Annotated in this window: 23 protein-coding genes; 8 read left to right on the top strand and 15 right to left on the bottom strand. The window is 69.8% G+C overall.

Features of this window, described 5'->3' with window-relative positions:
- Positions 1–19: 19 nt before the first annotated feature.
- The 4 genes from HALNA_RS17230 to larB form a co-directional block, all read right to left on the bottom strand.
- Positions 20–1,387 (bottom strand): phosphoglucomutase/phosphomannomutase family protein, encoded by a 1,368-nt coding sequence (locus HALNA_RS17230; protein WP_049937575.1) that lies wholly within the window; start codon positions 1,385–1,387, stop codon positions 20–22.
- A 149-nt stretch (positions 1,388–1,536) separates the two neighbouring features.
- Positions 1,537–1,788 carry a GIY-YIG nuclease family protein gene (locus HALNA_RS17235; protein WP_049937576.1) on the bottom strand — a complete coding sequence of 84 codons (252 nt, stop codon included), beginning with the start codon at positions 1,786–1,788 and terminating at the stop codon, positions 1,537–1,539.
- Positions 1,789–1,981: 193 nt separating this feature from the next.
- A complete protein-coding gene (locus tag HALNA_RS21795; RefSeq protein WP_449404872.1) occupies positions 1,982–2,131 on the bottom strand; it encodes a DUF7563 family protein in 150 nt (49 codons plus the stop codon).
- A gap of 206 nt (positions 2,132–2,337) precedes the next feature.
- Positions 2,338–3,096 (bottom strand): nickel pincer cofactor biosynthesis protein LarB, encoded by a 759-nt coding sequence (gene larB / locus HALNA_RS17240; RefSeq protein WP_049937577.1) that lies wholly within the window; start codon positions 3,094–3,096, stop codon positions 2,338–2,340.
- A 152-nt stretch (positions 3,097–3,248) separates the two neighbouring features.
- On the opposite strand from larB, the gene HALNA_RS17245 reads away from it, so the two are divergent.
- Positions 3,249–3,416, top strand: a complete 168-nt coding sequence (locus tag HALNA_RS17245; RefSeq protein ID WP_049937578.1) for a DUF1931 family protein — start codon at positions 3,249–3,251, stop codon at positions 3,414–3,416.
- Between the two features lie 185 nt (positions 3,417–3,601).
- Here HALNA_RS17245 and rpiA read toward each other — a convergent pair whose 3' ends face one another.
- On the bottom strand, positions 3,602–4,297 hold the full coding sequence (gene rpiA, locus HALNA_RS17250; protein WP_049937579.1) for a ribose-5-phosphate isomerase RpiA: 696 nt from the start codon (positions 4,295–4,297) through the stop codon (positions 3,602–3,604).
- Between the two features lie 72 nt (positions 4,298–4,369).
- Between rpiA and HALNA_RS17255 the strand changes: the two genes are divergently transcribed.
- Genes HALNA_RS17255 through HALNA_RS17265 form a run of 3 tightly spaced genes read left to right on the top strand, consistent with a single transcriptional unit; the run spans position 4,370 to position 6,049 of the window.
- Positions 4,370–4,801, top strand: coding sequence for a CopD family protein (locus HALNA_RS17255; protein ID WP_049937580.1), 432 nt, complete (start codon positions 4,370–4,372; stop codon positions 4,799–4,801).
- Complete coding sequence (locus HALNA_RS17260; RefSeq protein WP_049937581.1) at positions 4,794–5,282, top strand: hypothetical protein; 489 nt, start codon at positions 4,794–4,796, stop codon at positions 5,280–5,282. Before HALNA_RS17255 ends, HALNA_RS17260 begins: the two co-directional genes overlap by 8 nt.
- A gap of 41 nt (positions 5,283–5,323) precedes the next feature.
- Positions 5,324–6,049, top strand: coding sequence for an SDR family NAD(P)-dependent oxidoreductase (locus tag HALNA_RS17265; RefSeq protein WP_049937582.1), 726 nt, complete (start codon positions 5,324–5,326; stop codon positions 6,047–6,049).
- On the opposite strand, the gene HALNA_RS17270 is transcribed toward HALNA_RS17265, so the two are convergent.
- The 3 genes from HALNA_RS17270 to HALNA_RS17280 all read right to left on the bottom strand — a co-directional run bounded on the left by HALNA_RS17270 (position 6,046) and on the right by HALNA_RS17280 (position 10,716).
- A complete protein-coding gene (locus HALNA_RS17270; RefSeq protein ID WP_049937583.1) occupies positions 6,046–7,431 on the bottom strand; it encodes a PQQ-binding-like beta-propeller repeat protein in 1,386 nt (461 codons plus the stop codon). The genes HALNA_RS17265 and HALNA_RS17270 overlap by 4 nt on opposite strands.
- A 50-nt stretch (positions 7,432–7,481) precedes the next feature.
- On the bottom strand, positions 7,482–8,606 hold the full coding sequence (locus tag HALNA_RS17275; protein WP_049937584.1) for an ORC1-type DNA replication protein: 1,125 nt from the start codon (positions 8,604–8,606) through the stop codon (positions 7,482–7,484).
- 136 nt (positions 8,607–8,742) lie between these two features.
- Positions 8,743–10,716: a MutS-related protein gene (locus tag HALNA_RS17280; RefSeq protein ID WP_049937585.1), complete on the bottom strand. Its 1,974-nt coding sequence runs from the start codon at positions 10,714–10,716 to the stop codon at positions 8,743–8,745.
- Positions 10,717–10,801: 85 nt separating this feature from the next.
- On the opposite strand from HALNA_RS17280, the gene larE reads away from it, so the two are divergent.
- The gene (larE, locus tag HALNA_RS17285) at positions 10,802–11,665 is read left to right on the top strand and encodes an ATP-dependent sacrificial sulfur transferase LarE (protein WP_049937586.1); all 864 of its coding nucleotides are present in this window, start codon (positions 10,802–10,804) and stop codon (positions 11,663–11,665) included.
- On the opposite strand, the gene HALNA_RS20330 is transcribed toward larE, so the two are convergent.
- From HALNA_RS20330 to HALNA_RS17295, 3 genes are all read right to left on the bottom strand, one after another.
- Positions 11,584–12,081 (bottom strand): DUF6653 family protein, encoded by a 498-nt coding sequence (locus HALNA_RS20330; RefSeq protein ID WP_157573606.1) that lies wholly within the window; start codon positions 12,079–12,081, stop codon positions 11,584–11,586. The genes larE and HALNA_RS20330 overlap by 82 nt on opposite strands.
- 54 nt (positions 12,082–12,135) lie before the next feature.
- Positions 12,136–12,765 (bottom strand): histidine phosphatase family protein, encoded by a 630-nt coding sequence (locus HALNA_RS17290; RefSeq protein ID WP_049937587.1) that lies wholly within the window; start codon positions 12,763–12,765, stop codon positions 12,136–12,138.
- Positions 12,766–12,844: 79 nt separating this feature from the next.
- A complete protein-coding gene (locus HALNA_RS17295; protein WP_049937588.1) occupies positions 12,845–14,245 on the bottom strand; it encodes a twin-arginine translocase subunit TatC in 1,401 nt (466 codons plus the stop codon).
- A 104-nt stretch (positions 14,246–14,349) separates the two neighbouring features.
- Here HALNA_RS17295 and HALNA_RS17300 point away from each other — a divergent pair, with 104 nt between their 5' ends.
- Entirely contained in the window at positions 14,350–16,542 is a 2,193-nt protein-coding gene (locus HALNA_RS17300; RefSeq protein WP_049937589.1) for a twin-arginine translocase subunit TatC, read from the top strand.
- Here the strand turns inward: HALNA_RS17300 and HALNA_RS17305 are convergent.
- Positions 16,539–17,879: a glycerate kinase type-2 family protein gene (locus HALNA_RS17305; protein ID WP_049937590.1), complete on the bottom strand. Its 1,341-nt coding sequence runs from the start codon at positions 17,877–17,879 to the stop codon at positions 16,539–16,541. The genes HALNA_RS17300 and HALNA_RS17305 overlap by 4 nt on opposite strands.
- Positions 17,876–19,147 (bottom strand): phosphopyruvate hydratase, encoded by a 1,272-nt coding sequence (gene eno, locus HALNA_RS17310; RefSeq protein ID WP_049937591.1) that lies wholly within the window; start codon positions 19,145–19,147, stop codon positions 17,876–17,878. The genes HALNA_RS17305 and eno overlap by 4 nt, the downstream gene beginning before the upstream one ends.
- Positions 19,148–19,373: 226 nt before the next feature.
- Between eno and HALNA_RS17315 the strand changes: the two genes are divergently transcribed.
- Both HALNA_RS17315 and HALNA_RS17320 read left to right on the top strand, forming a co-directional pair.
- Complete coding sequence (locus HALNA_RS17315; RefSeq protein ID WP_049937592.1) at positions 19,374–19,547, top strand: ribbon-helix-helix domain-containing protein; 174 nt, start codon at positions 19,374–19,376, stop codon at positions 19,545–19,547.
- Positions 19,544–20,290 carry a queuosine precursor transporter gene (locus tag HALNA_RS17320; protein ID WP_049937594.1) on the top strand — a complete coding sequence of 249 codons (747 nt, stop codon included), beginning with the start codon at positions 19,544–19,546 and terminating at the stop codon, positions 20,288–20,290. Before HALNA_RS17315 ends, HALNA_RS17320 begins: the two co-directional genes overlap by 4 nt.
- Positions 20,291–20,348: 58 nt before the next feature.
- Here HALNA_RS17320 and HALNA_RS17325 read toward each other — a convergent pair whose 3' ends face one another.
- Positions 20,349–21,116, bottom strand: a complete 768-nt coding sequence (locus HALNA_RS17325; protein ID WP_049938112.1) for a 23S rRNA (uridine(2552)-2'-O)-methyltransferase — start codon at positions 21,114–21,116, stop codon at positions 20,349–20,351.
- Between the two features lie 98 nt (positions 21,117–21,214).
- Entirely contained in the window at positions 21,215–21,574 is a 360-nt protein-coding gene (locus HALNA_RS17330) for a DUF7344 domain-containing protein (protein WP_049937596.1), read from the bottom strand.
- Between the last annotated feature and the right edge of the window lie 32 nt (positions 21,575–21,606).

Raw genomic sequence — 21,606 nt, forward strand, 5'->3', positions numbered from 1 at the left:
TGGACGCTTCGACTGCGGCCTACAGGTGGCCCGCGACCAGCTCCCGGCCGGCGTCGAGCAGGTCGTCGACCCGGTCCCGGCTCCCGGCTTCGGCGTACACCCGCATCTTCGGCTCGGTCCCGCTGGGGCGGACGAGGAGCCACGAGCCGTCGGTCAAGAGGAGTTTGAAACCGTCGAGTGTGACGACGGTTTCGACCGCCTCGCCCGCGACGCGGTCGGGGATGGCGTCGCCGAGGGCGTCGATCACCGCGGCCTTGCGGTCGTCCGGGCAGTCGACACTCACCTTGTCGGCGACGATATCGCCGTAGGTGTCGAGCAGTCGGTCGACCCGGGCGTCGAGTGACTCGTCCGCGGCGGCGTCGGCCGCGAGCGCCGCCATCAGCACTCCGTCTTTTTCGGGGACGTGCCCGCGGATGGAGAAGCCGCCGGACTCCTCGCCGCCGATCAGCGCGTCGTGCTCGACCATCGCCTCGGCGACCCACTTGAACCCGACGGGCGTCTCGACCACGTCCTCGCCGTGGGCGTCGGCGATGCGGTCGATCAGGAACGTCGTGGGGACGGTCCGCACTGCCGGCCCCGAATCGTCTTCGAGGAGCGCGTCGTACATCGCGGCGAAAAAGAGGTTCTCGTCGAGATACCCTCGGTCGGGCGTGACGAGGGCGAGGCGGTCGGCGTCGCCGTCGTTCGCGATGCCCAGGTCGGCGTCGTGGGCGGCCACGGCGTCGACGAGGCCGGCGAGATGCTCCGCGCTCGGTTCGGGCGGCGTCCCGCCGAAGGCGGTGTCCCGCTCACAGCGCCGGCGGATCACGGTCGCCCCCGCCGATTCGAGGACGGCGTCGGTCACCCCCCGGCCGCTTCCGTGCATGGCGTCGTAGACGACGGTCAGCCCCTCGCAGTCGGGGGCGACCAGATCCTCGATCTGGTCGGCGTGTGAGGTCACGAAGTCGGCCCGGTCGACGGTGCCGCGGGGGCCGCCGGCCCGTGGCTCGGCGAGGCGGTCCTCGATGGCGTCGGTCACCTCGGGGAGGGCCGGCGCGCCGTTTTCGGGGATGAACTTCACGCCGTTGTACTCGGGCGGGTTGTGGGAGGCGGTGACCATCAGCGCACCCGAGAGGTCGCGGTCGACGACGGCCCACGCGACCAGCGGCGTCGGGCAGTCACGCTCGGGGAGGATGGCGTCGAAGCCGTTGGCCGCGAGGGTGTCCGCCAGCGACTCGGCGAACCCCTCGGAGGTGGCCCGCGCGTCGTACCCGACGGCGATGGGGGCGTCGTGGCCGGCATCGGCGAGGTAGTCCGCGACGGCCTGTCCGACCATCCGCACCCGCGCGTCGGTGAAGGTGTCGAGACGGGCGCGCCACCCGTCGGTGCCGAAGGAGATGGCGTCCATACGCTTCCATCCCCGTCGGGCGAGAAAAAGGTGGGCGTCGGGCGGAGTCGGGTTGCTATCGCTCGTGGTTTGTTTTGTCGGAATCCTCCCACGGCTAAAGCCGTGGGCTTCTTCCTCGATTCTGTGTAACTCGGCCGAGGTGCGCCGGATCAACCGCCTGTATCGCCGTCGACCAACCGTTCTTTTTGTCGCCGCGACAACGACTTGATCTCGTACTCGCGGCTCATCGCCGCCGAGCGAGTCTCGTACGTCTCGACGTGGACGAGTTCGACCGGCGTCCGGCCGCGGGTGTATTTCGCCCCCTCGCCAGCGTCGTGTTCGGCGACGCGGCGCGCCACGTCCGTCGTATAGCCCGTGTAGTAGGTGCCGTCGGCACATTCGAGGACGTAGACGTAGTGCACGCGTCCGTGACGGGTCGGTGTCGGTATAGTGGTTGTCGTCACTCTCCGGAACTCGCGACGATCCGTATCGGAACGTCAGCCGGTCACCCCGCCGACTGCGGCCGGGGGTCGATCGGAGGCTGACGCCGAGCGGGCACGAACGGTTCGTGCGTGGAAGGCGGCTTCGCGTGGTGGTCGAACGTCGCTGTAGTGATTACGCGTTTGGGGTCCGGCGTCTCGATTCCTCCGCGATACCGGCGTTGGCCGAGCAGCTTGGACAGGCGAGGATTCGCCCACTGGCGTCGGCGAACACCCGTGCGAAGCGCTCCGAGACGTGTGACCCGCAGTGATCGCAGCGTGCCATGATTGAAACCGGCTACCACCGGTGGCCGGCATCTTCGTGTACGATACACACACATAAATGGGCGTCGCGCGCGTGCGTGAACGGTTTACGTGCGTCCAAAAATGCGCGTATGAACGACCTAACGGTCGGTCCTCGTGCCGTCGGCTGTAAGTCGTTCACGGGAGTCGTCGTCTCGGGGTAGCGACTATCCCGATCGGCAGACGGTGTCACGCGTCGCGGGCAGCGGCGACCGATCGGGCGATCAGGCCGGCCTGTGCGCCCGCGGTGAAGCCGTCGTCGATGTTGACCGTCGAGAGGACGGTACACGACTGGAGCATGCTGGCGAGTGCCGACTCCCCCTCGCCGCCGTAGCCGTAGCCGGTGGAGACGGGCAGTCCGATCACCGGCGTGTCGACGAGGCCGGCGACCACCGTCGGGAGCGCCCCCTCCCGCCCGGCGGCGACGACGGCCACGTCCGCCGCCCGGAGCGCGTCGAGGTGGTCGACGATGCGCCCGAGGTGGGCGACGCCCACGTCGTCGATGCGTTCGACCGTTGCGCCGACGGCGCGGGCGAGGACCGCCGCCTCGCCCGCCGCCGCCGCGTCGGAGGTGCCCGCGGTGACGACGGCGACGGTCGCGTCGATGGCTGGCGGGTCGAACGACGGCGCGTGGACGACGAGCGTCCGGGCGCGTTCGTCGTGGCTCACCGTCGTGTCCGGCGGCAGGTCGTCGGTGACGGCGGAGACGTGGGCGTCGTCGGCACGGGTGATCAGGGCACGGCCCGCCGTCTCCAGCGCCGTCGACGCCATCGACGCCACCTCAGCCGGCGTCTTGCCCTCGGCGAGGACGGCCTCGGGAATCCCGCGGCGGCGCTCGCGGGCGGCGTCGAACCGCCCCGCGTCGGTCGTCGCGTAGCCGGCGAGTTTGACTTCCGCCTCGGCCGGCGAGAGGTCGCCGTTCGCCACCGCGTCGAGAACCTCGCGCATACCCCCAGTCCGGTCGTCAGACACTCGTAGGTGTCGGTTTTGAGCCCCAGTATTTATATATCTGGGGCGAAACACGCGAGAACGGCTTCTGTGGCGGTACGTGCGGCCGATTTGGGAAATCTTATTAATAAGGGTCAGTATGTGTAGGTCGTATGGCAGACCTTATCGTCAAAGCCGCTGTCAAGGAAGCGCTCCAGGACAAGAACGTCGCTTCGGACTTCTACGATGCCCTCGACGAGGAAGTCGAGGAACTGCTCGCCGACGCCGCCCGGCGTGCCGAACAGAACGACCGAAAGACCGTCCAGCCGCGCGACCTGTAAGACGGTTTATTGTACGTCAGTGCCGGTGGTTCGCCGGACCGTCTCGGCGAACGGCCGGTACACGGTTACAATAATCCGTACGAGGCGGCACCCACCTCTCGACTTCTCCGTTTATTGTAAGTCACAACCGGTGGTTCGCCAGAACGGGTCGGCGAACCGCCGGCAAACAGTTACAATAACCACTATCACTCGTCGGCACGTCGCACCGTCACACCGTCCTCGCTTCCCACGTGTACCTCGTCGGCTACGCCGACGAAGAGACCGTGTTCGACGACTCCCGGTAGCGTCGCGAGGTCGGTCGCCAGCGCCCTCGGTTCGGCGATGGTGCCGAAGTCGGCGTCGAGAACGAGGTTTCCGTTGTCGGTCACGACGGGACCGTCCTTGCGCTCGGCCGCCCGGAGCGTCGGCGTCCCCCCCAACTCGCGGATGGCCCGGCGAACGGTCGCGCGGGCGTCGGGCAACACCTCGACGGCGACCGGGCGATCCAGCGCCGCCGCGACCTTCGAGGGGTCGGCGACGACGACGAACCGCTCCGCCGCCGTGTCGACCACCTTCTCGCGGGCGTGGGCCGCGCCGCCGCCTTTGATCACCGCCAGGTCGTCGTCGACCTGGTCCGCGCCGTCGATGGCCACGTCGATCCGGTCGACCGCGTCGAGGCCGACCAGCGGAATGCCGACCTCGCGGGCCAGATCCCGGGTGGCGTAGGAGGTGGTGACCCCACACACGTCGAGGCCGTCGTCGACCGCCCGACCCAGTGCGCGGATGGCGTGGGCCGCGGTGCTCCCCGTCCCCAGGCCCACCGTGTCGCCGTCGGTCACGAGTTCGGCGGCGTGTTCACCCGCGCGACGCTTCGCCGCGTCCGATCCGCCGGGCGTCTTCATGCGCGTAGCCATCACCGGCGTCGACAAAAGCGGCCCGGTCCTTATACGACCCTCGCCGCCGTCGGGGACGGTATGGTCCCCCTCCAGGCCGCTACCCACCTGTTCGTCCGCTGGATACACGTCCTCGCGATGGCCGTCGCTCTCGGCGGCGCCGCCCTCACGTGGGGTGTGAGCCGCGCCGCCGACGCCGAGACGACCATCGCCGTCGCGACGACCTACGAGCGCGCGTTCTGGGGCGCACTCGGCATCCTCGTCATGACGGGGGTCGGCAACCTCGGTGCCCTCGCCCCCGCCATCCCCCGCGGCCGGTGGGGGATGGCGTTGCTCGCCAAACTCACGCTCGTCTGTCTCGTACTCGTCGGCTCGGCGCTCCGTTCGGCGACGGTCCGCGCGGCCCGCGACGCCGCCGCACCGCCGACGAGGACCCTCGAACGCGGCTACGCGCTCACCACACTCGCGCTGGTGGCTATCGTCGCCCTCGGGGCGGTGATGGCGCATGGCTGACGGCGACGCGGACGGGGCGCCCGCCCCGGACGCGGCGGCCACCGCCGACCCCTTCCTGCGGTGGCTGCTGGCGTCGTTTCACGCCGCGACCCTGCTGGTCGCGCCACTCGCCCTCCTCTATGCCGTCGGCGCCCTCGGCTCCCTCCTGCAGGGTGTCCACACGGCGACCGGCCTCGGCCTTTATTTCGCGCTCTGGGGGCTCACCTGGTGGACGAACGGGCGATGGCTGGCCGCGACGCGCCTCGACGGCCTCCGGGAGACGATCCGACCGGCTGCGACGTGGGGCGCCGCCACCGGCGTCGGATTTCTGCTCGCCTTGCTCGTCGCCGTGGCGGTGTCGCTCCCGGAACCCGCCTTCGTCGCGATTCTCGCTCTCGTCGGCGCGCCCGTTTCGGCGCTGATCGGGGCCGTCGTCGGCGCGGGGTTCGCGGCCCTCGATCTGGCCATCGTGGCGGCGGGCGAGCGACTCGCCGGAGCGTGAGCGGCCGAACCGTTTTGTCCGCGCCGGCCCTCGTCCCACCCATGACACGAACCGCCGTCGTCGCCGGGGTCGGACCGGGCCTCGGCGCCGCCGTCGCCCGTCGCTTCGCCGCCGAGGGCTGTCGGGTCGCGCTGCTCGCGCGTACCGAATCGTACATCGAGACGCTCGCGGCCGAACTGTCGGACACCGACGGGTCGGGGCTGGCCGTCCCGACTGATCTCGCCGACGCCGACGCGGTGGCGGCCGCGTTCGAGACGGTGCGCGAGGCGTTCGGATCGACCGACGTGCTCGTCTACAACGCGAGCGACACGCCGTGGAAAGGGCTGACCGACATCGCTCTCGACGAGTTCGACGACGCGCTGGCGACGGGACCGCGGGGCGCCCTCCTGTGTGCGAAGGCGGCGACAGCGGGGATGCTGGACGACGGGGACAGCGCCCAAAAGGCCGGCACGCTCGTCTTCACCGGCGCCACCACCTCGGTCCGGGGGAAGGAGGGGGCGCTCGGCTTCTCGGCTACCAAGTTCGCGATTCGGGGGATGGCCCAGTCGCTCGCGCGCGAACTCGGTCCCGAGGGAGTCCACGTCGCCCACGTCGTCCTCGACGGCTCGATCCGACCGCCGGACGTGGTTCCCGCCGATCCGCCGACGAGGCTCGATCCCGACGCCATCGCGGGCCAGTACTGGGATCTGGTGACGGCCGATCCCGCGACGATGCCGTTCGAGGTCCACCTCACGAACGGGCCGGGTGGCGCGGTGGAGTTCGTCTAGACGCTCGTGAACGCGAACAGGCGGCCGTCGGTCGTGATGCTGAAGAGGTAGCCGTTGGCGGCCATCACGTCGACGATGGGGTCGTATATCTCCTGTTGCCACCGCGGGGTGCCGGACGGCGCGTCGACGGCCGCGAGCAGGATGCGCTGGCTCGTCGGATCGCTCCGGCCGACGGCGAAGAGCACGTCGCCGACGAAGATCACGTCGCCCCGGACGCCGAAAGGGATCGACCAGCGTTCGGTCCCCGTCGCCACGTCGAGGCCGTGAAGCGTCCGCCGCGTACCGTAGACGGCGATACCGTTCGCCACGGCGAGGGTGGCGGGACGGATCGACGCGTCGGCGGTGACGGACCACAGTTCCTCGCCGCTCCGGGGTGAAAAGCCCGCGACGCCGTTGCCCGTCGTGGCCACGACGACATCGTCGGCGACCGCGATACGGCCGACCGGGCCACTCATCGGCACGTGCCACCGAATACCGAGGACCGACGGGTCGACGGCGTACAGGTGACCGATCTCGGTCGTTGGCTCGCCGTCGGGGTAGCCCGTGCCGACGAACGCGACACCGTCGCCGACGGCGGCGGCGCGGATCTTCCGGTCGCGGCGGTCGGTCCCCTGTACCCGGTTCGGCGCGAACGACCAGCAGTGCTCGCCGGTGCGGGCGTCGACGACGCGGTACGCGTCTTCGCTCGGCATCACCAGGCTCGTCCCCGCGGTTCCCAGTTCTCCGACGAACCGCCCGGGGAGGTCGTAGGCGTCCCGAAGCCGGCCGTCCTCGCGGTCGATGGCGAGGACGCGGGCGTCCTCACGGGGACCGAAGGGGACGTACACCGACCCCGCGGCGACCACCGGGGGGCCGATCGGCATGGCGTCGACCTTGTGTCGCCACTGGATCTCGCCGTTGCGCCGCGGGTCGTGACACAGCACGGCCGCTACCGGCACGCTCGGGGGCGAGTCCGGGTCCGCCGCGACCACGTAGACGAAGTCCTCGTCGGCGACGGGAAACGTGACCTGGGCTTCGAGGGCCGACATGGTCCAGCGTTCGTTGAGCGGGAAGCCGGTCGGGCCGTTGGCGGCCGGCGAGGCGTTCGTCCCCGCGGGGTCGTGGTGGGACATCGGCCACGTCCCCTCCGGGATGGGATCGGCTTCGAGCGCGCAGGTTCCCGGCCCCTGCTCGAACGACGCGTCCGCCGCTGCCGTCGACGCGCCGACGTCGTCGCCCGACATCGCCGCCGTCGTCGAGGGGCGCGTCGCCGTCGTCGTGGGCGGCGGCGTGGCCGTCGGCGTGGCGGTCTCACCCTCGCCGGACCGCCCCCCACAGCCCGCGGTCACTCCCCCGGCGAGGACCGCGAGCCACCCCCGTCGTGTGAACCTGTCACGTGGCATTCTCTACCACCACGCAGTATTCCGTGGCTAAATGTGTTCCGGCGGGGGCCCTACAACCGATCGAGCACCGCGTCCGGGTCGTAAGAGAGCGTGAGCGAGCGCGAGCGTCCGCGGCCCTCCACGTCGGCGTAGTCGGCCTCGATGACGCCCAACTGATCGAGTTTGTTGACGATCTCCGTATAGCGGGTGTAGCCCAGCCCCGTCGAGTCGTGGAACGCCTCGTACACCGTGCCCGCCTGCTGGCCGTCGTGGTCGGCGATGGTCTCGACCAGCGCCTGCTCCGAGTCGGTGAGTTCGCGCAAACACCGCGAGAGGTGGACGTACTTCGACTTGTCGTACGCCGCCTCCACGTCGTCGACGCTGATCGTCCGACTCGCGCGCATCTCGGCGTTCAGTCCCGCCCGACGCAGTAAGTCGATACCGACCCGAAGGTCGCCGCTCTCGGCGGTCAACTCGGCGACGCGGTCGAGTTCCGGCGCCCCGATCACGCCGTCGTGGAAGCCGCGGTCGACCCGCTCGCCCAGGATGTCGACGATTTCGTCGGCGTCGTAGACGGGGAAGTACACCTCCTCCGGCCGGAAGACACTCTGGACCCGGCCGTCGAGTTCGTTCATGATGTCGAGACCCAAATCCGAGGAGACGACGATGACGCCGATCCGAACCCCCGCCGACCCTTCGTGGGCACGCAGGAGCGAGTAGAGCGTGTCCGACGCCTCGTTCTCGTAGAAGAGGTAGTTCACGTCGTCCAGAGCCACGACGAGCACCTCGTCGTCGTCGACGAGACGGTCGGTGATCTGCCCGAACAGTTTCTTGAACGAGATACCCGACGAGGGGGGTTCGTACTCGAAGACGTTCTCGAAGACGCGGGAGAAGACGGCGTAGCGAGTCGAGTCGAGCTGGCAGTTCACTCGGACCGTCCGCACGCCGGGCTGACCCGATAGCTCGCCGAACAGCTTCAGTACCGCCGTCGTCTTCCCCGTCCCCGGTGGGCCACGAACCATCGTGTTGAGCGGGCGGGAGCCACGCACCGCCGGGCGGAGGGCGTATTTCAGGTTCTCCAGTTGCGTCTCCCGGTGGTCGAAGGTCTCCGGGACGTAGTCGATCTCGAAGACGTGCTCGTCCCGAAAGACCGACTCGTCCCACGACAGCATCCCCTCGTCGGGGTCCTCCGTCATCACTTTCACCTCGCTCGCGTGACCACTTAACCCTTGCCGCGGGCCGCAAGACGGCCGTCCGACGGCGGCCGATAACGCGGCCCTCGTCGTCCGCCTCCACCCCGACTGTCGGCGTTCGTCCCCCTCTACGGACGTGTCAGAACTTCTCCAGCAAGCGCCCGTAGAACTCGCCGTCCCCCTCGCCCGCCAGTTTCTCGACGATGAGTTCGGGCGTCGACCGCGCGAGGTGGTCGGTCACGGGCGAGCGGTTCACCCGGAGTTCGCCATCAACCAGCCCGACGGCCTCGATACCGTCGACGGCCACGTCGACGGCCGCGGCGTCCCGAATCTCGCCCGCGAGGTGGGAGACGAAGACGGCCGTCACGGCCTGTCCCTGCAGGGATTCGAGGATGCCGGCGATGATCTTCGCGCTCGCCCCCGGCTCCGTGATACTCTCCAGTTCGTCGACGAGGACGAGCCGCGAGTCGGTGCCGCGGGCGAGGTCGGCGAAATCGCGGAGCGTCGCCTCGAACGCCCCGGCGTCGAGGGTTCCCTGACTCTTGGCGTAGTAGTGAAGTTCCGAGACGCGCTCGACCCGCGCCGACTCGGCGGGGACGGGCAGTCCCATGTGCGCGAGGACCGTCACCAGCGCCAGCAGGTCGAGCGTCGACGTCTTGCCGCCGCTGTTGACACCCGAGAGCAGGGTGACACCGGAGACGGCGTAGTCGACGGGTTCCACCTCGTCGAAGGGAACGTCGAGCAGCGGCGAGCGCCCGCCCTCGACGGCGACACCGGCCACGTCCGTACCGATCTCCGGGAGCGTACAGTCGAAATCGCGGGCGAAACGGGCGAGCGCGAGTTCCACGTCGCGGTCGAGCGCCGCCCGCACCAGATCGGTTGCGGGCTCCCGAAGCGTGCCGAGATCCGCCGCGAGGTCGGTTTTCAGCCGTGTCGCCCGGCGGTCGCGGGCCGCTTTCAGTTCCGTTCGGAGGCGGGAGACGGCCTCCGCGTTCCGCTCGACCGGAAAGGTGGGGTCGTCGTCGAAGGCACGCTCGGCGAGGTCAGCCTCGTCGGCGAGATCCAGGCTGTCGATCAGGTGGTCGCGCGCCTTCTCGACGGCACGGTCGAACTCGTCGGCGAGTTCACGCGAGAGCAGGGCGTCGACGCGGGCGCCCTGTTCGACCAGCGAGAGGAAGTCGGTGCCCTCGATGGTCACGTCGCGCTCTCGGATGGCGTCGCGGAGGTGGTCGTTGGCGACCGATTCGGCCGTCCCCACGGCGGCGTCGAGGTCGTCGACGGCCGTCGTCAGCCGGTCGAGTTCGTCGTCGCCGACGGGCGTCCCGTCGTCGTCGAGGCGCGCGAGGGCGTCCCGGAGCGCGTCGAGATCACAAGGCGGCTCCATCCCCGCCGTCTCGTGGACGCGGGCGGCCGCGAGCAGGGAGTCGCGGTTCGCCGCGAAAAAGGCGAGGGGGCGCTCGGGCACCACCTCGGCGGGGTGGGAGAGGGCGTCGGGCCGAACCCGTACGTCGCCCGCCACGTCGACGCCCGCGAAGGTTTCATCGAGCGCGATCACCGTCGCGTACGACCGGGCGAGCTCCGCCAGTCCGCGGGCGTCGTCGACCACTTCGACGGAGAGTTCGGGGATGGCGTCGCTGGCCGCGGCGTACGTCTCGGCGTCGGTGGTGGCGAGACAGCGGTCCCGAACCCGGGTCGGCGGCGGCGATTCGAGCGGGGCCACGTCCGCCAGGGCGTCGAGGGTCGCCGCGTCGATGTCGTGGGTCGTCGCCCGCTCGACGAGTTCGCGCACCTCCGCGATCCGCGATTCGGCGCCCGTGGGGACGAACGTCTCCACCCGCCGGGCGGCGTAGTCGGTGACCGTTCGCTCCTGCAGGAGCGAGAGGACGGACTCGAAGATATCGCGGGCGCGGTCGGTCGCGAGGAAGTCGCCCTCGGCGCCGTGTTCGTGACGGACGGCCGCGCGGGCGATGGCGGCGGCGCGGCCGGCGGAGATGCCCGGCGCCCGCGAGAGCGCCGCCACGTCGCCCTCCCGGAGCGCCCGGTCGGGGTCGGCGAGGTCGGCGAGAGCGGCCGCCGTCTTCTCGCCGACGCCGGGGATGGCCGTAAACTCCATTCGGGGCAGTGTATCCCCCCATCCGGCAAAACGTTGCGGGTCTCCAACAACGCTCTTTTGCCCGTCGACACGGTACGGACGGGGGATGACCGCCACTGCCCTCGACGCGAAACTCGACGCCGTCCGCGACGACCTGGCCGCCCGCGACGGCGTCGTCGTCGCCTTCTCCGGCGGCGTCGATTCGAGCGTCGTCGCCGCCCTCGCCCGCGACGCCCTCGGCGACGACGCCGTGGCGTGTACGGCCCGGAGCGAGACGCTCCCCGCCGCGGAACTCGACGACGCCCGCCGGGTCGCCGAGGAGATCGGGATCCGCCACGAGACGGTCACCTTCTCCGAACTCGACAACCCCGACTTCGTCGAAAACGACGGCGAGCGGTGTTACCACTGCCGGACGATGCGGCTGGGAAAGATGTACGAGGTGGCCCGCGACCTGGGTATCGGAACCGTCTGTGACGGCACGAACGCCTCCGATCCGGGCGAGGGCCACCGGCCCGGCCTCCGCGCCGTCGAGGAACTCGAAGTGTTCTCGCCGCTCCTCGTCCACGACCTCACCAAATCCGAGGTGCGCGAGGCCGCCGAGCGCTACGACCTCTCGGTCGCCGACAAACCCTCGATGGCGTGTCTCTCCTCCCGTATCCCGACAGGACTGGAGGTGACCGAGGAGAAGTTGACGCGCGTCGAGACGGCCGAACGCCTCCTGCGGACGTGGGGCTTCTCGCAGTTCCGCGTCCGCGACCACGACGGCCTCGCACGCATCGAGGTGGCGCCCGACGAACTCGACGCCGCCCTCGACCGCGAGTTCGTCCGCGCGGCCCGCGAACATCTCACGGACGCCGGCTTCGACCACGTCACCCTCGACTTACACGGCTACCGGACGGGGAGCGTGAGTCCCGGGGGCGACTCGGCAGGGCCGGATCCGGACCAGGAGTATCCGGTTCGCGAGGACTGACCGTTCACCCCGCCTCGTCGCCGTCGCGTATCGTCGTACGCCGCCATCTCGCGGAGGAACACGAACTTACAGAGCATCGAGACACCGAGGCCGACGAGCGTCGTAGCCGGCGTTCGCCGGACGACGCCCCGAACCGTTACCGTCGCGCCGAGGTTCACGACGTTCAGTCGGCCGATACGCGTATCCAGGGCGAACACGTCGTGACCGTCGGCGAGCCACCGGCGTTCGCCACGGACCGCGCGGGTCATCCACGCGTTGTCCGGCGGCGGCGAAAAGAGGATCGGATTGAGAACCGTGAACGCGACGGCGACGACGAACGCCGGGGGTTGCGGTAGTACGCGGCGGCGACGAGCGCCGGGCCGGCAAACGTGCGGGTCCAGCCGCTCAACGGGTGGGTGTGTCGCGCCCAGAACCACTCGCGGAGACTGGAGAACGGGGCCATGCGTCGGCGACGGCGCCCGCAGTCAAAACTATGGGGACGGCGCGTCGAGGAAGTCGGTCCGGTTCTCCACGACGACACGCGACGAACCCTCCCGAACCCGGAGTTCGTTCAGCGCGCAGTTGTGTTGTTCACCCTCCACCACCGCGGAGACGATGTCGCGGCCGGCGACGGCGCCGAGGAGCAGATAGAGGGGGCCGCCGTGGGCGACGACGACCACCGTCTCGTCGGGGTCACTCTCGGCGAGCACCCGCTCCCAGCCGGAGAGGACCCGTTCGCGAACGTCACGGAGGCTCTCGCCGCTCTCCGGGCGGGCGTCCACCGCATCGCGGCCGGCGCGGGCGAGCGACAGGCGTTCGTGGTCCTCGAACACCGTCTCGTGGGGAAGCCCCTGATACCGGCCGAAGTCGCGTTCGCGCCACGCCGACTCGAAGGTCGGGTCACAACCCACGCGGTCGGCGAGATACGCCGCCGTCTGTCTGGCACGCCGGAGGTCCGAGGCGACGACCCGGTCTACCTCGTACTCCGTCGCGACGGCGGCGGCGAGCGCCCGCGCCTGGTCGTGCCCGCGGTCGGTCAGCGGCGTCGGCGCCCAGCCCTGCAGTCGCCCGTCGCGGTTCCACGTCGTCTCGCCGTGTCGGGCGAGGAGGACGGTCGGCATGGGTCGGGGTAGCACCGTCCCGTACAAGAGCGTTCCTGGGGAGCGCTCCCCAGCGATACGGACGGCAACGGTCACCACGCTAGTTGCCCGTCCACCGCAGGAGCGCGAGCGTCCCTTCGAACAGCGCGATCATCGTCGCGGCGACGATGATGGGCGCCATCCCCGTCGGATCGGGGCTGATGAGGAAGGCGACGCCGAGGAAGCCGCCCCAGAACAGCAGACGACGGTCCTCCAGCCAGACCCGGGTGGTGAGGTTCATCATGATCGCGAGCATGATGAACAGGGGGATCTGGAAGACGAGCGCCATATAACCCATGAGGACGAGGATGAGGCTGAACGTCTCCTTGAGACCGAACGCGACGACGGCCGTCCCCGTCGTGTAGGCGGTGAAGTACGCGAAGATGGCAGGGAGGACGACGAAGTGGGCGAAGGCGACGCCGATCAACGCGAGGATGAGGCTGGTCGGGACGGCGGCGAGGTAGTAGCGGCGTTCGCGGGGGAAGAGACCGGGGCGCATGAACAGGTACGTCTCGTAGACGGCGATGGGGAGCCCGACGACGAAGCCGGCCAGCGCCGCCACTTTCAGTTCGGTGACGACGAGTTCGAGCGGGCCGTACAGTCGGGGGCGGCGGTCCGTGATGGTCTCCGCCCCAGGGATGTGGGAGTTCCAGAGGAAGTTGATGAGCTGGTCGGCGATCGGAAAGACCGCGAGGGCGACGACCCCGCCGACGACGAGGACGACGGCCAGCCGGCGCACCATCTCCTCGATGTGGGCCGCCAGCGGCATCTCCTCGTCCGAAGCGGGTCCCTCACCCACCAGTCCGTCGTCCAGCACGTCGGTCGACTCCTCGCCGGCCGCGGTGAGGTCGGTCGCCGGCTCCGCGTCGGCGTCGAACTCCGCGTCGACTGACGGCTCCGTCGGCGTCTCGGCGGGTTCGTCGTCCGTCTCCACCACCGAGTCGGCCGTCGTCTGCACGACCGAGTCGTCGTCCGTCGCGTCGGCGTCCTCGTTTTGCCAGTGCCGGGGGGTCGTGGAGCCGCGCATCTCCTGTCCGGACCGGGACGCGGAGTCGCTTCCGGGGGTGTCGTCGGCGTCGGCGTCCGGCGCACCGTCACTCGCCGCCACGCTCGGATCGAGTTCGAGTTCGGGGTCGTCTTCGAGTTCGGACTCGGGAACGGGCGCGCCCACGGCGTCGGAGACGCTCCGGCGTTCGTCCTCGTCGAACGGGTCCGGCGTCCCCGTCGCCCCCATCGGCGCCCGTTCGTCGGTTTCGATGATGGACTCGTCGTCGAGGTAGTCCTCGATGGAGCCGCCGGGAACGTCGTCGGACGAATCGGCCGCGTCCGTCTCGCCGTCGTCCGCGGCCGCGTCGCTCGCGTCCCCCGCCGTCGATGGTCGGTCGTCGGACTCGGACGCTGTCTCGGGCGACTCGTCGTCCGTCGGACCCGGCGGTGGTTCCGACTCCGATTCCTCAGCCATTCACCCGACATATCCTCCCGGCTGTTATAGGCCTTTTTCCATTGTGCCGCGCGGCCGACGAGGGAGAGAAAAGATTGATAGCGGCGAGACGGTTTCGATAACCCATGTCGAGCGCGCTCGATGAGGACACCCGTCAGACGCTTGATGCCGGTCGAGAGACGGCTGGCGCGATGCTCCGGTCCGCCCAGAAGGACCTACAGAAGGTGTTTATCGTCTTCCTCGTCGGGTTCATCGGCTCGTTTTACGCCCTCCGACTGTACGTCTGGGGCTTCCTCGAGAGTGTCACCCGATCGCGGCTGGACGAGGTTGCGTCGAGCGAACTCGAGATCATCGCCCAGACCCCCTTCGACGTGATCCTTCTGCAGGCGAAGATCGGTCTCGTCGCCGGCATTCTCCTCGGACTGCCAGTCTTCATCTACTTCTCGCGGGACGCGCTCCGGGAACGAGGCGCGTGGCCCTCCTCGCCGGTTTCGCGGTGGAAACTCGCCCTCGGCGGCCTGCTGGCGGCCGGCCTCTTCGTCGCCGGTCTCGCCTACGGCTACCTCGTTTTCTTCCCCGTGATGTTCGCGTTCCTCGCGAACAACGCCCTCTCTGCCGGCTTTACTCCCACCTACTCCATCGTCCTCTGGGCGCAGTTCATCTTCCTGCTCACCCTCTCCTTTGGTCTCGCGGCCCAACTGCCGCTGGCGATGAGCGGGCTCGCCTACGCCGAAATCGTGCCCTACGAGACGTTCCGCGACCGCTGGCGCTACGCCGTCGTCGCCATGGTCGCCCTGGGTGCCCTCTTCACCCCGCCGGACCCCTTCACGCAGATCATGTGGGCGGTCCCGATGATCGTCCTCTACGGGTTCAGCCTCTATCTCACGAAACTGGTGGTGACGGCCAGACGCGGGAGCGAGCAGATCAGCATCGGTGCGGCCGCCGCCGGGCACTGGAACGTCATCCTCGGGTTCGGCCTCGTCGGTGGCCTCCTCGTCTACGCCTTCTTTACCCGCGGCGGCCTGCCCGCCACCAACGACCTGCTGGCGTGGGCGGGGAGCAGCCGACGCCTCTCCGGCCCCGGATCGACCCTGCCGCTCTCCCGGAGCGCCGGCCTCGCGCTGTGGACCGGCGTCGGCGCCCTCGGCGCGGGGGTCGTGGCGTTCATGTACTACGTCTACGTCGAACTCGACGCGGCGGTCGATCCCACGGCGGTGGGCGATCCGACCGAAATCGACCTCGGCGAGCTCGACGCATCTGGGATTCGCGCCGCGCCACCGGAGGCCTTCGCGGACCTGAGCGAGGACGACGCGGTGGGAATGGCCGGCGACGCGATGGACGACGGCGACAAGGAGAAAGCGCGCGCGATCCTCGAACGGTTCGACGAGGCCGAGGCGCGCCGGGCCGTCGAGGGTGAGGACGCCCCCGGAACCGACGCCCCGCAGTCGACGACCGAGGAAATCGGCGACCGGGCGAGTCGCGCCGGCGGGACGTTCCTCGACGAGTTCACCGGCGGCGAGAAAGACGAGGACGATATCGGCGGCTACTACACCGATATCGCCTTCATCCTCGATTCGCTCACCTCACGGGCCTTCCGCATCGCCGCCTTCTTCGGCATCGTCCTCGCGTCGACGTTCGGCTGGCTCTACACCGGCGGGATCGGTCGCGTCTTCGAACAGTTCCTCTCGCAGTTGCCGAGTCAGGTGACGCCCGAGGACATCAACGTCGTTGCCCTCCACCCGATGGAGGCGCTCATCTTCGAGGTGAAGTTCTCGACGCTCGTGGCCGCCGCCGCCACCTTCCCCATCGTCATGTACTACGCGTGGCCGGCGCTCAGGGATCGTGGGTTCGTCCGCGGCAACCGTAACGTGATCTTCGGCTGGGCCGCCGCCCTCGTGGTCGGCCTGTTCGGCGGGTTCGTCGTCGGCTACACCACCGTCGCGCCGACGGTCATCTCCTACCTCGTCGCCGACGGCGTCCGGGCGAACATGATCATCGCCTACCGCATCACCAACTTCTTCTGGCTCATCTTCTTCACCACCGCCGGCATCGGCTTGCTGGCCGACGTGCCCGTCCTCATGCTCCTGCTCAACACCGCCGGCATCTCCTACCGGACGATGCGGGACCGCTGGCGCGAGGTGACCGTCGGCATCCTGGCTTTCGCCGCCGTCGCCACGCCCGCCGACGTGATGACGATGTTCATGGTAACCATCCCGCTGATGGTCGCCTACGGCGTTGGCTTGGTCGTGCTGTTCGTGGTGACGCTGGGTGGGAGACGCGATCTGTCGCGGCACAGGAGTGCGGCCGCCGAATCCTAATCCTCGATCAGCGTCAGTCGGAGGTCCATCACGTTCGTCCCCGTCGGACCCGTGACCACCGCGTCGTCGACCGCCCGCAGTGCCGGCGTCGCGTCGTGGCGACGCAGGTGATCGCGGGCGTCGAGTCCGCGGTCGGCCATGCGCGGGACGGTCGTGGCGTCGACCAGACCGCCCGCCACGTCGGTGGGGCCGTCGGTGCCGTCGGTGCCGAGAGCGAGTGTCGTCACGCGGTCGTCGTCGAGTTCGAGCGCGCTGGCGAGGGCGAACTCCTGGTTCGGCCCGCCCTCCCCACACCCGTCGTCGACTCGGACGGTCGTCTCGCCGCCCGAAACGAGGAGACACGGTGGCGTCACCGGGCGGCCGTACGTCGCCGCCTCCGTGGCGATTGCCGCCAGACAGGTCGCCACCTCGCGGCTCTCGCCCTCGACGGTTGTCGAGAGGATCAGCGACTCGTATCTCAGTTCCGCGGCACGCGCCTGCGCCGCTTCGGGGGCGTCCGCCGGTCCCGCGAGGACGACGACGTGGCCGTCGGTGTCGGTCGGCGTCTCCGCGACGGCGCCGTCACGACCGCGTTCGAGGTGTCGGACGACCGCCGGCGGCACGGTATCGAGGAGGTCGTTGCGCGCCAACACGTCCAGTGCGTCGGCAAAGGTCGTCGCGTCGCCGACGGTCGGTCCCCACGGCTCGCCGGCCACCTCGTCGACGACGACGAGCGTGACCGCCGTCGCCGGAGCGATGCGCTCGGCGAGACGGCCGCCCTTGATCGCCGAGCAGTGCCTGCGAACCGTGTTGATCTCGTCGATCCGCAGCCCCGCGGCCAGTAGCGTCTCGGTCGTCGCCGCGAGGTCGGCCAGCGTGAGGTCGCCGGCCGGCGCGACGAGCGTCGACGACGCCCCGCCGGTAACCGGGACGATCACGAGGTCGTCGGGGCCGGCCGCGTCCGCGACGGCGAGCGCCCGTCGACCGGCGGACAGGCTCCCGTCGTCGGGGATCGGGTGGCCGGTCCCGATCACTGCGACCAAGTCGGCGACGCCAGCGTCGGCGACGCCCGCCTTCGCGGCGACGACGCCCCCGGCGAGCCGGTCGCCGAGGATCGCCGAGAGTTCGGCTGCGACGGCGGCCGCGCCCTTGCCCGCGCCGACGACGGACACGTCGTCGACGGCGTCGAGGTCGTAGGATCGGTTGCCGACGCGGAGCCGGGTCCCGTCGCGGCCGATGGCCTGTGGGACGGTCCGGCGCGGGTGGACGGCGTCGACGGCCGCCCGCGCCACGTCGAGGAGGGTCGCCCGCGCCTCGCGGTTGCCGTGATCGAGGAGGGCGTCGCGGTTGCGGATCATCGGAGGGCGTCGCCGGGCGGGCCGAACGTCGCGGAGTCGCCGAGTTCGGCCTCGATTTCGAGGAGTCGGTTGTACTGCTCGGTCCGCTCGCCGCGGGTGACGCCGGTCTTGATCTGGCCGGCGGCGAGGCCGACCGCGAGGTCCGCGAGCCACGTATCGGGGGTCTGTCCCGACCGCTCTGACACCTGGACGGCGTAGCCGTTGCGGGTGGCAAGCCGTGCGGCCTCGGTCGCCTCGGTCACGGTCCCCACCTGGTTCACCTTCCACAGGAGGGCGGTCGCGGCGCCGCGGTCGATGCCTTCTTCCAGACGGCGTGGGGTCGTCGTGAACAGGTCGTCGCCGACGATCTGTACGTCGAGGCGGTCGGTCAGGTCGGCGACGCCCGTGAAGTCGTCCTGATCGAGGGGGTCCTCGAGCGAGACGATCGGGTAAGCGTCGACGAGGTCGGCGTAGAAGTCGGCGAGGTCCTCGCGCGTCATCGACTCGCCGAGCAGAGCGTAGGTCTCCGTCTCGGAGTCGTAGAAGTGGGTGGCGGCCACGTCCGCGGCGAGGGCGAACTCGTCGCCGTAGCCACACGCCTCGATCGCCCGCAGTTCGAGGTCGAACGCCTCGCGGGGGTCGTCGACGCCGATGGGGTTGTACCCCCCCTCGTCGCCCACGTTGCACGACGCCTCGCCGTACTCGTCCCGGAGGATGTCGCCGAGTTCGTAGTACACCTCGGCGGTCCAGCGGACGGCCTCGGCGACGGAGTCGGCGCCCACGGGCACCACCTGATGTTCCTGGAAGGGAAGGTCGCCGCCGGCGAGTTCGCCGCCCTCGATCAGATCGAAGAAGGGAAGGGGCAGGACGCCCGCGTCGGCGCCGCCGACGTACCGATAGAGCGGGAGTTCGGTCGCCGCGGCGCCCGCACGGAGGGTCGCCAGCGAGACGCCGGTGACGACGTTGCCGCCGAGGCGTTCGTACCGCCGGGTCCCGTCGAGAGCGCGGAGGGCGGCGTCGACGCCGCGCTGATCGGTCGCGTCGTGGCCGGCGAGGGCGGGCGCGACCTCTCCCTCGACGGCCGCGACGGCCTCCCGGACGCCCCGACCACGGTATCGGTCGCCGCCGTCGCGGCGCTCGTGGGCCTCGTGGGCACCCCTGGAGCGGCCACAGGGCACGTCGGCCCGGCCGGTGCCGGCGGGCGTCTCGACGGTGACCCGCAGCGTCGGCTCCAGTCGGTTGTCGAGGATTTCACGGGCAGCGACGGCCTCGATGGGCGCGGTTGTCATCGGGCGCGCCTACTACCGGCGGCTGTAAGTCTATACCGGTAGTCGCCGTTCGTAGTGACGAGCGTGATCCACAGCCGCCGGTATCCGTCGGCGGGGCGCGACGGAACTTCAGCGTCGTCACGGCTGCGGACCCAAGCCGTCGCGTTTAACTTCTCGACGGAGAATATTCGCTGGAGAACACCATGCGAATATTTCGGGGAGTCATCGGTCGCAGGGGGGACGCAGCGTGAGCAAGATCAGCGTCGAGATTCCGGACGAACTGCTCGCCGACCTGGACGACCACGTCGGCGAGGACGGCAAGTTCGTCAACCGAAGCGACGCGATTCGGGCGTCGATCCGGAAGACGCTCGATACGCTCGACGAAATCGACGCCCGGCACGGCCGGTTGGAGGACGAATGAGCGCGCGCACCGACTGGCCGGCGGGCCGCGTCGCCATCCTCGCGCTGTTCGTCACCGCCCTCGCGACCGCACAACTGACCGCGTCGAAGATCCTCGCGATCCCGCTTCCGACCGCCGTCCCGCGGGTCGGGGAGACGATTTTTCTGCCGGGGGCGGCGCTGGCGTACGCGCTCACCTTCTTCGCGTCGGACTGTTACGGCGAACTCTACGGCCGGCGCGACGCGCAGGTGATGGTGAACGTCGGGTTCGTGATGAACTTCGTCCTCCTGGCGCTGGTGTGGTCGACCATCCTCGCGCCGGGGCGAAACGCCGAGTTCGCCGCGCAGTTCGAGGGCGTCCTCGCCCCGGCGACCAACATCGTCGCCGGAAGCCTACTGGCGTACATCGTCAGCCAGAACTGGGACGTGATCGTCTTCCACCGTCTCCGCGAGGCGACCGAGGGCGACTTCCTCTGGCTTCGGAACATCGTCTCGACGGCGACGAGTCAGGCCATCGACACCGTCATCTTCGTCGGCATCGCGTTCTACCTCCTGCCGACGTACGTTGGCATCGGCATGGAGACGCCGTGGTCGGTCGTCGTCACGCTCATGCTGGGACAGTATCTGCTGAAGCTACTCATCGCGGTCGTAGACACGCCGTTCGTCTACGCCGTCGTCGGCGTCGTGCGCTCGCGGGCCGACGCGGCCGCGAAGGCTACGGCCACTGCGGGGGCGGGCGAAGGGGAGCCGGTCGAGGAGTTCTGAACGCTCACACCGACCGTCGTCCAGAGCCCGGCGACCCGGGCGCGGACAGTTGCGACCGCTACGACAGCCGTTCCGCGAACGCGAATCGGGGTTTCACGTCCACGATTCGCACCGTCACTTCCTCCCCCACGTCGGCGTCCGGAACGAAGACGGTGAAGCCGTCGACGCGGGCGATGCCGTCGCCCTCGCGGCCCTCGTCGCTGATTTCGACGACGAGTTCGTCGCCGGCGGCGACCGGCGCCGTGAGATAGCCCTTGGCGACGAGGTAGAGTTCGGACGACGAGTCCCGGGAGGCGTCGGGCCGGATGGAGCGTACGTACTCGAAGGACTCCTCCATGTCGCTCCGGAGGTCGGCGAGGTCCGGGCCGTCGAACACCTTCGTGACGAAGTCGCCGCCGGGAGCGAGCAGGTCGCGAGCCACGTCGAACGCCTGCCGGGCGAGGTGGACGGAACGGGCGTGGTCGACGGAGTACTCGCCGGTCATGTTCGGTGCCATGTCGGAGACGACGGCGTCGACGGCGTCGCCGACGGTATCGTGGAGGTGGTCGACCGTCCGCTCTTCGGTCATGTCGCCACGAACCGTCTCGACGGTCGCGGCGTCGAGGGACCGAATCCGCTGGCGGTCGACGCCGACGACCGTGCCCGACTCGCCGACGGCTTCGGCGGCGACCTGAAGCCACCCACCGGGGGCGGCCCCCAGGTCGACGACGCTGTCGCCGGCGTCGAAGAGGTTCGCTTCCGCGTCGAGTTGCTTGAGTTTGTACGCCGACCGGGCGCGGTAGCCCTCCTGTTTCGAGCGGTTGTAGTACTCGTCTTTACCCGTCATGGTCCCCTCCGGAACGCGTTCTGGGCTGGCGACTCGGCGGTCATACCGGAACACAGGCGGTCGACCCGGAAAGGCACGTCGAATCGGGCAGCGGGCGGTCAGACCTGCTCTAGCAGGCGTTCGAGAAGCGGCGGACCGTCGTACCGGATCCGTGACCGATCGGGTGCGTACTCGACGACGCCGGCCGCGTCGAGTTTCGGCAGGTGGACGTGTCGGAGCGAGACGACGAGCTGGTCCGGGTCCGGGTCGCCGGGCTCGCGTCCGGCCAGCGCCTCTGCGAGCGTCGGCACGGAGACGGAGCCCCCGGAAGACCGGAGGGCACGCACGACGCGGCGTCGACGTGCGTCGGCGAGCACGCCGAACATCGCGTCTACGTGCTCCTCGGTCGGTCGGTGTCGGTTCCCCCTTGATTCCTCACCCGTCGCCTGGTCGTGTCTATCGACGTTTGATGTGGTCATGGCACCCCCCTACGATGCGAATACCGATTCGA

It is taken from the genome of Haloplanus natans DSM 17983, from assembly GCF_000427685.1.
In the GTDB taxonomy this organism is placed as follows: domain Archaea; phylum Halobacteriota; class Halobacteria; order Halobacteriales; family Haloferacaceae; genus Haloplanus; species Haloplanus natans.

Coding starts and splice junctions, on each gene's coding strand:
- HALNA_RS17230 (WP_049937575.1), bottom strand. CDS start 1,387: ATGGACGCCATCTCCTTCGGCACCGACGGGTGGCGCGCCCGTCTCGAC.
- HALNA_RS21795 (WP_449404872.1), bottom strand. CDS start 2,131: ATGGCACGCTGCGATCACTGCGGGTCACACGTCTCGGAGCGCTTCGCA.
- larB (WP_049937577.1), bottom strand. CDS start 3,096: ATGCGCGAGGTTCTCGACGCGGTGGCGAACGGCGACCTCTCGCCGGCC.
- HALNA_RS17245 (WP_049937578.1), top strand. CDS start 3,249: ATGGCAGACCTTATCGTCAAAGCCGCTGTCAAGGAAGCGCTCCAGGAC.
- rpiA (WP_049937579.1), bottom strand. CDS start 4,297: ATGAAGACGCCCGGCGGATCGGACGCGGCGAAGCGTCGCGCGGGTGAA.
- HALNA_RS17255 (WP_049937580.1), top strand. CDS start 4,370: ATGGTCCCCCTCCAGGCCGCTACCCACCTGTTCGTCCGCTGGATACAC.
- HALNA_RS17260 (WP_049937581.1), top strand. CDS start 4,794: ATGGCTGACGGCGACGCGGACGGGGCGCCCGCCCCGGACGCGGCGGCC.
- HALNA_RS17265 (WP_049937582.1), top strand. CDS start 5,324: ATGACACGAACCGCCGTCGTCGCCGGGGTCGGACCGGGCCTCGGCGCC.
- HALNA_RS17270 (WP_049937583.1), bottom strand. CDS start 7,431: ATGCCACGTGACAGGTTCACACGACGGGGGTGGCTCGCGGTCCTCGCC.
- HALNA_RS17275 (WP_049937584.1), bottom strand. CDS start 8,606: ATGACGGAGGACCCCGACGAGGGGATGCTGTCGTGGGACGAGTCGGTC.
- HALNA_RS17280 (WP_049937585.1), bottom strand. CDS start 10,716: ATGGAGTTTACGGCCATCCCCGGCGTCGGCGAGAAGACGGCGGCCGCT.
- larE (WP_049937586.1), top strand. CDS start 10,802: ATGACCGCCACTGCCCTCGACGCGAAACTCGACGCCGTCCGCGACGAC.
- HALNA_RS17290 (WP_049937587.1), bottom strand. CDS start 12,765: ATGCCGACCGTCCTCCTCGCCCGACACGGCGAGACGACGTGGAACCGC.
- HALNA_RS17295 (WP_049937588.1), bottom strand. CDS start 14,245: ATGGCTGAGGAATCGGAGTCGGAACCACCGCCGGGTCCGACGGACGAC.
- HALNA_RS17300 (WP_049937589.1), top strand. CDS start 14,350: ATGTCGAGCGCGCTCGATGAGGACACCCGTCAGACGCTTGATGCCGGT.
- HALNA_RS17305 (WP_049937590.1), bottom strand. CDS start 17,879: ATGATCCGCAACCGCGACGCCCTCCTCGATCACGGCAACCGCGAGGCG.
- eno (WP_049937591.1), bottom strand. CDS start 19,147: ATGACAACCGCGCCCATCGAGGCCGTCGCTGCCCGTGAAATCCTCGAC.
- HALNA_RS17320 (WP_049937594.1), top strand. CDS start 19,544: ATGAGCGCGCGCACCGACTGGCCGGCGGGCCGCGTCGCCATCCTCGCG.
- HALNA_RS17325 (WP_049938112.1), bottom strand. CDS start 21,116: ATGACGGGTAAAGACGAGTACTACAACCGCTCGAAACAGGAGGGCTAC.
- HALNA_RS17330 (WP_049937596.1), bottom strand. CDS start 21,574: ATGACCACATCAAACGTCGATAGACACGACCAGGCGACGGGTGAGGAA.